Annotated in this window: 12 protein-coding genes; 5 read left to right on the top strand and 7 right to left on the bottom strand. The window is 64.6% G+C overall.

Going from position 1 to position 12,532, the window contains the following annotated elements; genetic code table 11:
• The 5 genes from ACK5IR_RS16170 to dusB all read right to left on the bottom strand — a co-directional run.
• A partial coding sequence (locus ACK5IR_RS16170; RefSeq protein ID WP_416930310.1) for a response regulator occupies window positions 1-475 on the bottom strand: 475 nt, incomplete at its 3' end.
• A 22-nt stretch (window positions 476-497) separates the two neighbouring features.
• Entirely contained in the window at window positions 498-2,732 is a 2,235-nt protein-coding gene (locus tag ACK5IR_RS16165; RefSeq protein WP_416930312.1) for an ATP-binding protein, read from the bottom strand.
• Window positions 2,733-2,856: 124 nt separating this feature from the next.
• Complete coding sequence (locus tag ACK5IR_RS16160) at window positions 2,857-4,224, bottom strand: sigma-54-dependent transcriptional regulator (RefSeq protein ID WP_416930308.1); 1,368 nt, start codon at window positions 4,222-4,224, stop codon at window positions 2,857-2,859.
• Window positions 4,225-5,316 carry a two-component system sensor histidine kinase NtrB gene (locus ACK5IR_RS16155; RefSeq protein WP_416930306.1) on the bottom strand — a complete coding sequence of 364 codons (1,092 nt, stop codon included), beginning with the start codon at window positions 5,314-5,316 and terminating at the stop codon, window positions 4,225-4,227.
• Window positions 5,316-6,299, bottom strand: a complete 984-nt coding sequence (gene dusB / locus ACK5IR_RS16150) for a tRNA dihydrouridine synthase DusB (protein WP_416930303.1) — start codon at window positions 6,297-6,299, stop codon at window positions 5,316-5,318. The genes ACK5IR_RS16155 and dusB overlap by 1 nt, the downstream gene beginning before the upstream one ends.
• Window positions 6,300-6,483: 184 nt before the next feature.
• Between dusB and ACK5IR_RS16145 the strand changes: the two genes are divergently transcribed.
• Genes ACK5IR_RS16145 through ACK5IR_RS16135 form a run of 3 tightly spaced genes read left to right on the top strand, consistent with a single transcriptional unit; the run spans window position 6,484 to window position 8,782 of the window.
• Entirely contained in the window at window positions 6,484-7,680 is a 1,197-nt protein-coding gene (locus ACK5IR_RS16145) for a bifunctional 2-C-methyl-D-erythritol 4-phosphate cytidylyltransferase/2-C-methyl-D-erythritol 2,4-cyclodiphosphate synthase (RefSeq protein WP_416930301.1), read from the top strand.
• Window positions 7,677-8,183 (top strand): phosphatidylglycerophosphatase A, encoded by a 507-nt coding sequence (locus ACK5IR_RS16140; RefSeq protein ID WP_416930299.1) that lies wholly within the window; start codon window positions 7,677-7,679, stop codon window positions 8,181-8,183. Before ACK5IR_RS16145 ends, ACK5IR_RS16140 begins: the two co-directional genes overlap by 4 nt.
• Window positions 8,180-8,782 carry a CinA family protein gene (locus ACK5IR_RS16135; protein ID WP_416930297.1) on the top strand — a complete coding sequence of 201 codons (603 nt, stop codon included), beginning with the start codon at window positions 8,180-8,182 and terminating at the stop codon, window positions 8,780-8,782. The genes ACK5IR_RS16140 and ACK5IR_RS16135 overlap by 4 nt, the downstream gene beginning before the upstream one ends.
• On the opposite strand, the gene ACK5IR_RS16130 is transcribed toward ACK5IR_RS16135, so the two are convergent.
• Complete coding sequence (locus ACK5IR_RS16130; protein ID WP_416930294.1) at window positions 8,759-9,214, bottom strand: type II toxin-antitoxin system RatA family toxin; 456 nt, start codon at window positions 9,212-9,214, stop codon at window positions 8,759-8,761. The two genes, ACK5IR_RS16135 and ACK5IR_RS16130, sit on opposite strands and share 24 nt — an antisense overlap.
• 86 nt (window positions 9,215-9,300) lie before the next feature.
• On the opposite strand from ACK5IR_RS16130, the gene hpt reads away from it, so the two are divergent.
• On the top strand, window positions 9,301-9,858 hold the full coding sequence (hpt, locus tag ACK5IR_RS16125; protein WP_416930292.1) for a hypoxanthine phosphoribosyltransferase: 558 nt from the start codon (window positions 9,301-9,303) through the stop codon (window positions 9,856-9,858).
• Window positions 9,859-9,976: 118 nt separating this feature from the next.
• Window positions 9,977-10,924: a hypothetical protein gene (locus tag ACK5IR_RS16120; RefSeq protein WP_416930289.1), complete on the top strand. Its 948-nt coding sequence runs from the start codon at window positions 9,977-9,979 to the stop codon at window positions 10,922-10,924.
• 28 nt (window positions 10,925-10,952) lie between these two features.
• Here ACK5IR_RS16120 and lipA read toward each other — a convergent pair whose 3' ends face one another.
• Window positions 10,953-11,918, bottom strand: a complete 966-nt coding sequence (gene lipA, locus ACK5IR_RS16115; RefSeq protein WP_416930287.1) for a lipoyl synthase — start codon at window positions 11,916-11,918, stop codon at window positions 10,953-10,955.
• Between the last annotated feature and the right edge of the window lie 614 nt (window positions 11,919-12,532).

The raw sequence follows: 12,532 nt of genomic DNA, 5'->3' as shown, positions 1-12,532 counted from the left end.
TCACCTTGTCGAGCTGGGCCTTCAGCGCCTTGAACGCGGCGCTGGTGCCGATCATCTCGGCCGCGGTGACCTCCTTGCGGCGCAGTTCGGTGTTCTCCCGCCGCAGGCGCGAGGTTTCCATTGCGCGCCGGATCACCACCAGCAACTGATCAATGTTGAAGGGTTTCTCGATGAAGTCATAGGCACCCTGCTTGATCGCCGCGACGGCGATTTCGATATTGCCATGCCCCGAAATGATGACGATCGGGATATCCGGCTTCTCGCGTTTCACGGTCTTGAGGATGTCGATGCCGTCCATCTTGCTGTCTTTCAGCCAGATATCGAGGATCATCAGCGCCGGCGCTTCCCTCTCGATCTCCCTCATGCAGTCTTCCGAATTGGCGGCCAGCCGGACCGAAAACCCCTCGTCTTCGAGAATGTCGCCGATCAGTTCGCGGATGTCGCGTTCGTCGTCGGTAATGAGTATGTCGCCCATTTATCTTCTTCTCCTCAAAATCTCACTCGGCTGCTCGTCCGAGTTCGGCCGCCATCGGCAGCCGGATTTCCGCCATCGCGCCGCGATGGTCATTGCCCTCGAACAGCGGCGCATCGACCAGATCGAAGCTGCCGCCGTGTTCCTCGATGATCTTCTTCACGATGGGCAGGCCGAGCCCGGTGCCCTTCGCGCGGGTCGTCACATAAGGCTCGAACAACCGCCCACGGTCTTCCGGCAACCCGATACCGTTGTCGGCCACCCGGACAACCGCCTGCGGCCCTTCGACCGAAAGCGTTATCCGCACCTCTGGAACAAACCCATCCGGAGCGCCTTTTTCCTCAAGACTTTCAATTGCCTCTCCGGCATTCTTTACTACGTTGGTCAACGCCTGACCGATCATCGTCTCGTCGACCTGCACTGGCGTGGCAGCCTCGGGCAGATCGGCATTCAACGCCTCGCCCAGTTGCTGGCGCTGCAGCGTGACGGTATCGCGCACAAGGCGCGTCAGATCGGCATCGCGCCGGTCGGGCTCGGGCATGCGGGCGAATTTCGAAAATTCGTCGACGATCCGCCGCAGATCGTTGGTCTGGCGCACGATGACATCGGTCATGTTCGCGAGGGAGTCGGCGTCCGCCTCGTCGAGCTTGCGCGCGAACTTGCGCTTGATCCGCTCGGCCGAAAGCTGGATCGGGGTCAGCGGGTTCTTGATCTCGTGGGCGATACGCCGCGCAACATCGCCCCATGCCGCCATGCGCTGCGCGGTGACCAGTTCGGTCACATCGTCGAAGGCGACAACAAAACCCTCGAGCGCCCCTTCGGTCGAGCGCCGTTCCGCCAGTCGCACCAGAAGATTTTCCATCTTGCCGTCGCGCGTTACGCGGATTTCTTCTTGCGTCACATTATGGCCGCTGGCACGCAACCGGGCCAGCACCCCGGCAAATTCCGGCACCGCCTGCGCCAGCGCGCTGTGCTGGTCGGCAACTTCGCCTTCGATGCGAAGCAATCGCAGCGCGGCGGGGTTCATGAAATCCACCCGCCCCTCGGCATCGAGCCCGATCACTCCCGCCGTGACCGAGGACAGCACCGTCTCGAACAGCCGGCGCCGCTTTTCGATCTGCGCGTTGGCATCAAGCAACGTATCGCGCTGCGCCTTGATCTGGCGCGTCATCTGGTTGAACACGCGCCCCAGGGTGGCGATCTCGTCGTCGCCCGGCTGTTCGCGCACCTGTACGGTCAGATCGCCCTCGCCCACCTTCTCGGCCGCAGCGGCAAGCTGGCCGATCGGGCGCGAGAGCCGCTCGGCGAACCACAGGCCGATCCAGATCGCCGCCAGAACCAGAATCACCGCGAATCCGATATAGAGCAGCGAGAATTCGAACAGGATGCGTCCGCGTTCGTTTTCAAGCTGGTTGTAAAGCCGGATCGATTCGGTCGTTCCGTCGAGAAGCGACAGGATCGCGCCGTCGACCTCGCGGCTGACATAGAGAAAGCGGTCGGAAAAGGCGGCGAGTTTGACCAGCGCACGAAACTCGTTCACGTCCCAGTCCTCGATGATCACCATCTCGCCCTCGCCCGCCCGGGCGATTTCGGCCGATGACGGTTCTTCGAAATCGAACAGATAGGAGCGTTCGCCGCGCGCCCGGATCTCGCCATCGCCGTCGATGACATAGGCCTCGCGCAATCCCCGCTGCACCTGCTGCTGGCCCTGGGTCAGGACCTGGCGGACCTCTCCGTCCGACAGGGCGAAGCGGGCGTCACGGGCCGCGTCGAGGTAGTTGGCAAGGGCCGCCGTATCGGATCGCAGGTCGCGGACATGTTCGCCCTGATAGGCCTCGGCCGCGGCGAGCGAGGCCCCCACGACGTTGCGCACCCGTTCAGAAAACCAGCCCTCGAGCCCGATGTTGATCGTCAGCCCGGCAAAGATCGCCACCATGACCGCCGGCACCAGCGCGATCAGGGCAAAGGCGCCGGTCAGCCGCAGGTGCAGCTTCGATCCGGCAGAAGCGGCCCGCCGCGCGGCGACCATGGCGATCACCCGGCTCAGCACCAATGTCGCCACCACCAGCACATAGACCAGATCGAGCATCAGGACGAAACGGAGCCACGAAGACCCCGCCCCCTGCCCGAGCGGTCCGAGCAGGACGAAAGTCCAGCCGACCAGCACCGGGGCGAGAATCGCAAGCGCCATGGTGGCGACCGTCTGCACCTGCCGGCGCCGGCGCAGCCGCGCGATACTGTCCAGGTTCAACCGCCGAATTGCGCCTGTCAAACTTCGCCCCGTGATGTATCGGCACCCCGCCACCCAGGGCCGGGCTGCCTGACCGCCATATCCCGTGATCCTTTTCAGGGCGTGCCCCTGCTGCCACGGCTCTGTTGCGCTTTTACATCAATTTCCGGCGCCTTGTCACGCGAATATCGAGATCGGTGATCTTCTTGCGCAAGGTATTGCGGTTGATTCCGAGAAGATCGGCACATTTGGCCTGATTGCCACCAGTCGCATCCAGCGCAATCTCGATCAGCGGCACCTCGACCTCCTTGAGGATACGCTGATACAGGCCCGGCGGCGGCAGCACACCGCCGTGCAGGTCGAAATAGCGGCGCAGGTGCCTGGCGACCGACGCCGAGAGCTTTTCGCCGTCTCCACCGCCGACAAGCGGCTCGATCTCGGGCTGATTGCCGAGAACCTGCTCCACCTCGGTCCGGCCGATTTCTTCCTCTGACGAGGTGATGACAAGGCGCCGGATGGTGTTTTCCATTTGTCGCACGTTGCCCGGCCACGAATAGGCCCGCACCAGATCCATGGCGGCGGGTGAAAACCGGCGCCTTGCGGTTCCGTCGCGATCGGCGCGGGCAAGGAAATGCTCGGCCAGCAGCGGAATATCGTCCACCCTTTCGCGCAGCGAGGGCACATCGAGCGTGACACCGCTCAGCCGATAGAACAGGTCCTGCCGGAAGACACCCTGCTCCATCTTCTGCATGAGATCGACCTGACAGGTGGCCATGATGCGCGGCGCGTTGTCCGACAACGTGTCGAGCATCCGGACGATCCGGCCCTGGGTTTCAGGGTCCAGATCGCCCACCTCGTCCATCAGAACCGATCCGCCGCGCGCCCGGGACAGCACGGTCGCGATCCCGTCGGGGGCCGACACCTCCTCCGCGCCGGCAACCACGAACGGCAGGTTGCGACGATCCGAAAAATCGTGAATCGCGCGCGCGATCAGCGACTTCCCGGTGCCGGATTCGCCGGTGATCAGCACCGCCAGATCGGTGTTCATCACCCGCGCGACCAGCCGGTAAAGCGCCTGCATGACCGGCGTGCGCCCGACCAGCGGCAGATCGTCGGATTCGCTGCGCGCGACGGCGGAGCGGGCGGCGCGCGCGCGCCGCTTGGTCTCCAGCGCCTTCGAGGCACGCTTCATCAGATCCGGCAGATCCAACGGCTTGGGCAGATAGTCGTAGGCGTCCGCCTCGGCGGCCTGGATCGCCGTCATGATGGTGTTCTGCGCCGAGATCACGATCACCGGCAGGCCGGGCCGCTCCTCGGCGATCTTGGGCAGGGTTTCCAGCCCGTTCCCGTCGGGCATGATGACATCCGAAATTACCAGATCGCCCTTGCCCTCCTCGACCCAGCGCATGAGCGTTACCAGCGAGGATGTGGCGTGGACCTTGCACCCGGCCCGCGTCAGCGCCTGGGTCAGCACGGTGCGAATGGTGCGATCGTCGTCAGCGACGAGAACGGTACCGTCCATCTAACGTGTCTCCTTGTTGAGGTCTGCATCGCCCTCTTGCGGGGCGACGGGCAGCGAAATCCGGAAGACAGTACGCCCAGGAGCGGAATCGACCGAGATCCAGCCTTTGTGTTCGGAAATGATCTTACTCACCAACGCGAGCCCCAGTCCGGTGCCGTTCTCGCGGCCCGAGACAAAGGGATCGAAAATCTCGTCCGCAATCTCGGCCGGCAGGCCCGGACCATTATCGATGATCTCGATCTGCAACGGCACGCGGAACGCCTTCTCGCCCTTGCGCCGCACCCTGAGGCTCGGTTCGTAGAAGGTATGGATGCGGATTTCGCCGGCCTCGCCACGGGCCGCTTCGGCGGCATTCCTGAGCAGGTTCAGGAACACCTGCAACAACTGGTCGGCATCGCCGTGGGTTGCCGGCAGCGAGGGATCGTAATCCTCGACAATCCTCATATGTGCCGCGAAGCCGATCATCGCCGACTTGCGGGCACGATCCAGCACGTCGTGGATATTGACCGGTCGGGGCACCGGCGGACTGAGGTTGCCGAACTGCTCGACCTGATCGAGCAGCTTCACGATCCGGCGCGTCTCGGCCACGATCAGATCAGTGAGTTCGAGGTCGTCCTTGGACAGGCTCATGGACAGAAGCTGCGCTGCGCCGGCAATACCGGCGAGCGGGTTCTTGATTTCGTGCGCCAGCATCTCGGCCATGCCGATGGCCGATTTCGCCGCCTTGTCGGCCGACATCGACCGCCCCACGCGGTCGGCGATCTCGCGCGGCGACACCAGAAACAGCAGCCGTTCCGGATCGCCCGAGATGGGGGCGATCTGGATGTTGCAGATCACCGGCGGCCGGTCGCCGGTTCCGACATCGGTATCGTTGACGAACACGGGCGAGCGCCCGCTGCGCACGCGCTCCAGAACCTCTTCCATCGGCGCATCGATGGCCAGCAGGTCAAGAACCGGCTCGCCCCAGATCGACCTGATGGTCCGGTTGAGGAACAATTCGCCCGCCGGGTTCAGCGCCGTGATGCGGTTGTCCACATCGAGCACCATCGCCGGAATGGGAAGCGACGACCAGATACGCCCCGAACCCGGCATCACGCAGCCTCCCGCACACCGATGTCGAAGGCGGCGGCGATCAGGCGCCGCACCTCGGTCACGTCGGCTTCGGTCAGAAGCCGGCGGCGCAACCCGTGCGGGTCGCCGGCACGGTCCAGGTACCAGCCGAGATGCTTGCGCGCCATCCGGTTGCCAAGATGCGAGCCATAGAACGCGATCATGCCTTGATAATGCTCCTTCACCAGTTCCCCTAGCGCGGCACCCTCGGGCACGTCCGGCCGGGGCGCGCCGACCAGAGCGGCCGCGATCGCCGCCAGCAGCCAGGGCCGCCCCTGCGCCCCCCGCCCCACCATCACGCCATCGGCGCCCGAAGCGGCCAGCGCCGCGCGCGCGCTGTCGGTATCGACGATATCGCCATTGGCGATGACGGGGATCGAGACCGCCTCGCGCACCTCGCGGATCGCTGCCCAGTCGGCCCGGCCGCTGTAGAACTGCTGGCGCGTGCGGCCGTGGACCGTGATCATGCGCACCCCGGCGGCTTCGGCCCGGCGGGCGAGATCGGCGGCATTGCGGCTGCTGTCGCACCAGCCCAGCCGGCATTTCAGCGTCACCGGAACCGACACCGCGCCCACCACGGCCTCGATCAGCGTCAGCGCGTGGTCCGGATCACGCATCAGCGCCGAGCCGCTGGCGCCCGTCCCGCCGGAACTGGTGATCTTGCGGGCCGGACAGCCCATGTTGATGTCGATGATCGCCGCACCGTTGGCTTCGATCATGCGCGCCGCCTCGGCCATCCAGTGCGCTTCTCGCCCGGCAAGCTGGACGGCTGTCTTGCCGTCGCCAAGGCCAAGCTCGGCCCTGGCGCGCGCGCCTGGCCTGGCCTGCACCATCTCCTGACTGGCCACCATTTCCGACACGACGAGCCCGGCGCCGAATCCCGCCACCATCCGGCGAAACGGCAGGTCGGTGATCCCGGCAAGCGGAGCCAGCAGAACCGGGGGGCTGAGCGCGATATCTGCCACGCAAACCGTCAATTGCTCAATCCTTGTGCATCCAGGCTTCTGGTAGCGCGAATGGACCGGCCGCTCCAAGGTCAAATGACCCCCCGCAAGCCATCGGGACACGAGGCGCCCAATATTTGTGCAGAATTCCGCCGCTTCCGCTTGCCCGTTGCCCTGAACGCAGTCACGCACTAGACGGATCCCCATGACCGGAACCGATGCAAGCAGCGCCATTTCCAATCTCCCTCCGCGCGTCGCGGCGGTGATCGTTGCCGCCGGGCGCGGCGTTCGCGCTGGTGGACCGGTTCCAAAGCAATATCAGGAGATTGCGGGAAAGCCGGTCCTGGCGCGCGCGGTTGAGCAATTTCGCGCCCATCCGGCGGTGGACAGTATCGTCGTGGTGATTTCGCCCGAGGATTCGGCGCTGGCCGAGGCGGTACTGCCCGGCGATGTGGCGCGGGTCTTCGGCGGCGCGAGCCGCGACGCCTCGGTTCGCGCCGGGCTGGCGGCGCTGCCCGATGGGATCGGTCACGTCCTGATCCACGATGGCGCCCGCCCGCTGGTACCGGCGGAAGTCATCGACCGGGTGCTTTCGGCGCTTCGAACCTCTGACGGGGCCGCGCCGGCGCTGGCGGTCACCGACGCGCTGTGGCGTGGCGAGCGCGGCAATGTCGGCGCCCCCACCCCGCGCGACAACCTGTATCGCGCCCAGACACCACAGGGGTTCGATCTGGCCGCGATTCGCGCCGCGCATGCCGCTCACCCCGGCGGAGCCGCCGACGATGTGGAGGTGGCACTGGCGGCCGGGCTGGATGTGGCCATCGTTGAAGGCCACGAAGACAATCTGAAGGTCACGCTGCCGGGCTGTTTCGCCCGTGCCGAGCGTATCCTGAGCGAAGGGAAGCAGATGGATGTAAGACTGGGCAACGGCTATGACGTGCACCGGTTCGGGCCCGGCGATCATGTGATGCTGTGCGGCGTCGCCGTGCCGCACGGGCGTGGCCTGCAGGGTCATTCGGATGCCGACGTCGGCATGCATGCGATCACCGACGCAATCTATGGCGCGCTGGCCGAGGGCGACATCGGTCGCCACTTCCCTCCGTCAGACCCACAGTGGAAGGGCGCGGCGAGCGAGATTTTCCTGCGTCACGCCGCCGGTCTGTGTGCAGCACGCGGCTATGCCATCGCCAATGTCGATTGCACGCTGGTCTGCGAACGCCCGAAGATAGGCCCCCATGCCGGGGCGATGCGCGCGGCGCTCTCTGCCATTCTCGGCACCGGAACCGACCGGATATCGGTCAAGGCCACCACATCGGAAAGGCTGGGTTTCACCGGCCGTGAGGAAGGGATCGCCGCCCTTGCCACGGCGACGCTGGTATCGCAATGTGTGGCCGACCGATGACGGCCGCGCGGCTTGTCGCCACCTTTGGCGGCGTCGGGCTGCTGCGCCCCGCTCCCGGCAGTTGGGGCTCGGCGGCGGCCATCCCCGTCGCCTGGCTGATTCACGGGCTCGGTGGCTTTCCGGCGCTGGCGGCGGCAACGCTGGTCGTCTTTCTCGCCGGCTGGCGGGCAACGGCGGCGGTTATCGCGGGCGGACCGGAACCGGATCCGGATCCTTCGGAAATCGTCATCGACGAGGTTGCGGGTCAATGGCTCGCGCTCTGGCCGCTTTCGGCCGGGCTCTGGCACGCCGGGGTGGCGCCGTGGATCTTTCCCTATCCGGGCTGGATCGGCGCCTTTCTGTTCTTCCGCCTGTTCGACATCTGGAAGCCGTGGCCGGTCTCGTGGGCCGACCGGCGGCACGACGCTCTTGGCGTCATGCTCGACGATGTGATCGCCGGCATCATGGCGGCGATTGTGGTTTCGGCCGCCGCCGCGATATCGCACGGATGGTTGATGCAATGAGCGATGCGCACCTGCCCGCCGATCCCCGCCCTGATGCCGAGATCGCCGTTGTCAGCGCCGAGACGCTGCTCGACAAGGCGCGCGCCAGAGGGCTGCGGGTCGCCACGGCGGAAAGCTGCACCGGCGGGCTGGTCGCCGGCGCGATCACCGAGATCGTCGGCGCCTCGGACGTATTCGACCGCGGCTTCGTCACCTATTCCAACGCCGCGAAACGGCAGATGCTGGGGGTGCGCCGGGAAAGCCTCGAAACCCACGGCGCGGTCTCGGAACAGGTGGCGCGCGAGATGGCCGATGGCGCGCTCGCCCGCTCGGAGGCCGATCTGGCGGTTTCGGTGACCGGTATTGCCGGCCCGGGGGGGAGCGAGCGCAAGCCCGAGGGGCGGGTCTGCTTCGGCGTCGCCCGCAGGGGGCACCTGACGGTAACCAAGACAGTCGATTTCGGCGCGCTCGGCCGGGTGGCAGTGCGCCAGTCCGCGGTCAATCACGCGCTCGAACTGCTGATCGCCGGACTGGACGAGGCCCGCCCGCCGCGCGACAGGCTCAACCGGCCGGCGCCGGACCGGACGGGCGGTACATCAGGCGGTGGCACCACCGTATAGTTCCTGCGCGCGCTTCTCGAAGGCGCCCATGATCTTCCTCTGCGCATCGGCAAAGAACATGCCGGCGGCCTTTTGCAGGATCCGGTTCTTGAACTCGAACTCCACATGGTAATCGACCTCACAACCGCCCTCGACATCGCGGAAGGCCCATTTCGAGATCAGGAACTTGAACGGTCCGTCGATCAGTTCGCTGATGATGGTCCCGGCATCCTCGCGCATGGTCGCGCGGGTACCGAATTTTTCACGGAATACCTTGAACGAAATCAGCATCTCGACGATCTCGACAATCGCGTTCCCTTCCCGGTGCCGGCTGCGGATACGCGCCGCGACCATCCATGGCAGGAATTTCGGATACGACCGGATATCGGCCACCAGATCGAACATCTGCTTGCTGGTGAACGGCATGATGCGCTTGTCGGTATGGGTCATCATCTTGCGGTGTCCGGCCCTTTGGTTCAGTTTCGGGGTCGGCGCCACATGTCATAGACTTGGGCCGCAAGATCAAGGGGAGCAATTTCTTGTCGCGACCATACGTCATCGACCAGTTGATATCCGCCAAATTGATCGCGGCCCGCATCGAAGAGCTTGCGCGCGAGATCGAGACACGTTTTTCCGATACCGAAAAGCTTGTCGTTGTCGGGCTTCTGCGCGGCTCGTTCATCTTCATCGCCGATCTGGTTCGCGAGGTCGACCTGCCGGTCGAGGTGGATTTCCTCGAAGCGTCGTCCTATGGCAACGCGACCGAATCGAGCCGCGAGGTGCGCATCCTCAAGGATCTGCGCGGCCAGATCGAAGGGCGCGACGTGCTGGTGGTCGAGGATATCATCGACTCCGGCCATACGCTGGAACGGGTCACCGCCTTTCTGGGCGCCCGCAAGCCGCGACGGCTGGAAACCATATGCCTGCTCGACAAGCCGGCACGGCGCGAGGTGGACATCAAGGCAAGCTGGACCGGATTCGAGATCCCCGACAGGTTCGTTGTCGGCTATGGCATCGACTTTGCGCAGCGTAACCGCAACCTGCCCTTCATCGGCGCTGTCCGCTTCATCGACGAGGAGCCGGCCCCGGCGGGCTGACCGCCTTTTCTTGAACGAAAGACCGGTTTTCGCTAATATTGCCGTTACGTAATTTTTGCTGGTTGATTTTCAGGCGGCGCGCACGGCCAACGTCCGGATTTCGAGTACAGGGGGTTACATGGTTGCACTGGATTACGAAATCAGCGAACCGGTTATCGACGGAAAACACGTCTACGCCACCACCGATCTGTCCCACCGTCTGTTCACCGCGCTGAAGCCCGACACGCTACGCCAGCGCGGCGTCACCAATTGCCCGATCCCCGCGCTGATCGCCGCGATGGCCCATGCCCAGCCGGAAATGCTGCGCGCGATGGTCACGGTCCGCCAACTGGCGACGCCGGTTCGCGCATGGTGGTACCAGACCCCGATCAACCCGCCGAACACGGCGTTTCCGGTGGACAAGGTGGTGCGTGTGCGGTTTCAACACCGCTCGGTCGAGGTCACGCCGCGGCTCTATCTCGGCGACGACTATTCCGCCCGCTACTGTCACACGACCGCCAGCGAAGGATATGCCCCCTATATCGAGAAGGCCTATGTCGCCTACCGGTGCAGGTTCGACTACCAGAACCTCAACTTCTGGGCGGGATATTCGGCAACCCCGCTGTCGGTCGAACGGATCATGGAGGATTTCGTCGCCGATTACGATTGCATCCGCTTCAAGCACCGCGTTCACCCGCAGACAGGCCGTGTCGTCGCAGCCGATTTCACGGTGTTCCGCGACCCCGAGCTTGCATCCTTCGACGCGCCGCCGGGCGAGGAAGATCAGGAACAGTTCGACGGATGGTCAACGGGGAAACGCGTTGGCGGCCGCAAGGCGCAACTGAACAAGCTGCACGGCTTCTTCAAGCAGTCCCACAGGCGCGCCACCGTTGTCACCACCGCAAACCACACGCTGGCGGTCATCGGCTATGCGCCACTGGTGAAGAAGGTAACGCTTTTCGACGCCATGTCGCACCATGTGCCGCACGAGGAAACCATCGGGCTGGGCGAATTCCTGCGCCGGCACGACGGCGTTTATCAGGCGCGTATCGGGCGCAGCAAGAGAAGCTGGCGCCCGCCGGACTGACCGGTGTGGCCGTACCGCCCCGGCCGGGTCACGACACCGGGTCCGACGCGCGGCCCAGTTGCCGCAGCCGTGCCGCGCGCAGCCGCGCGAAATCGTCGCCCGCATGGTAGGAGGACCGCGTCAACGGCGTTGCCGAGACCATCAGGAACCCCTTGCCATAGGCCGCCTTTTCGTAGGATTTGAATTCGTCGGGCGTGACGAACCGTTCGACCGCGTGATGCTTGGGCGTCGGCTGCAGATACTGCCCGACAGTCAGGAAATCGACCCCGGCCGAGCGCATGTCGTCCATCACCTGCAATACACCCTGCCGGTCCTCGCCCAGACCGACCATGATCCCGGACTTGGTGAACATCGCCGGGTCGATCTCTTTCACCCGCTGGAGCAGGCGCAGCGAATGGAAATAGCGCGCGCCGGGCCGGACCGACGGATAGAGTCCGGGCACGGTCTCGAGATTGTGGTTGAACACATCCGGCCGCGCCTCGACCACCACCTCCAGAACGGACGGATCGCATTTCAGGAAGTCGGGCGTCAGGATCTCGATGGTCGATTCGGGCGAGCGGTGACGGATGGCGCGAATGGTCTGGGCGAAATGCTCGGCTCCGCCATCCTCCAGATCGTCGCGATCGACCGAGGTGATGACCACGTGGCGCAACCCCAGCTTCTGCACCGCATGCGCCACCCGGCCGGGTTCGAAAACATCCAGCGCCTTCGGCCGGCCGGTGGCGACGTTGCAGAACATGCAGCCACGGGTGCAGATCTCGCCCATGATCATCATGGTCGCGTGGCCGTGCGACCAGCATTCGCCGACATTCGGACAGCCCGCTTCCTCGCAGACAGTCGAAAGGCCGTTCTCGCGCATGATCTTGTGTGTGTCGGCATAACCCTTGCCGCCCGGCGCCCGGACCCGGATCCATCCGGGCTTTTTCGGCTGGGCATTATCCGGCCGGTGGGCCTTTTCCGGGTGGCGTTCGCCGGGGATTTTCAGATCGCGCATGTCCTACCTCGTGTTGGTATGTAAATACGCGCCCGCAAGGCAATTGTAACACCAAAACTTCGCCACGGGGTGAAAAGCATGGCGGATTTGCCGTTCGGACAAGCCGCAACCGGAACCGGCTTCGGGTCAACGCCAACCGGCGCGGATGGGCACCCCCAGCGGATGGCGCCACAGCATCCGGGTGACGGCTTTCAGCCGGTTTGAACCGCCTTCGAAAAAAGAAAGGTTGTTTTCAGTTGGTTGTGGAGGGTGGATTTCAGCGGGTTTGATACCGCTGGGGTGGCTTGGGGCTGTGTTGGGGGCTTGGGGCAGAATCGCGGCGAAAAAATCTCAATGATTTCAATGGCGCTGCGCAAGGCAAGGCAACTGTAAATGATTTTCCGGATCGCTGGATCGAAGTATCCGTCCGGTTTCCGCGCATCCTTTTGGTGGTGCAAGATCGGGGCATGTGGGGTTCCTCTCATGTTCGTTTGTCAAGGTTTTCGCGCGGTGCGATGGCTCGGCGCCGGTTTCGACGCCGGGGTTTTCGCGATGCAGCGCGCATGGCTGGGGGTAGAGCCTTTCAGACGACGGTAGATCACACTCTGATGCGCGGGTTGGATACCGCATGACCG

Origin of the sequence: Tropicimonas sp. (assembly GCF_047971885.1) — a bacterium.
Lineage (GTDB): Bacteria > Pseudomonadota > Alphaproteobacteria > Rhodobacterales > Rhodobacteraceae > Tropicimonas.
Note: the sequence above shows the minus strand (reverse complement) of the source record. Positions and strands in the feature narration are given on the sequence as shown.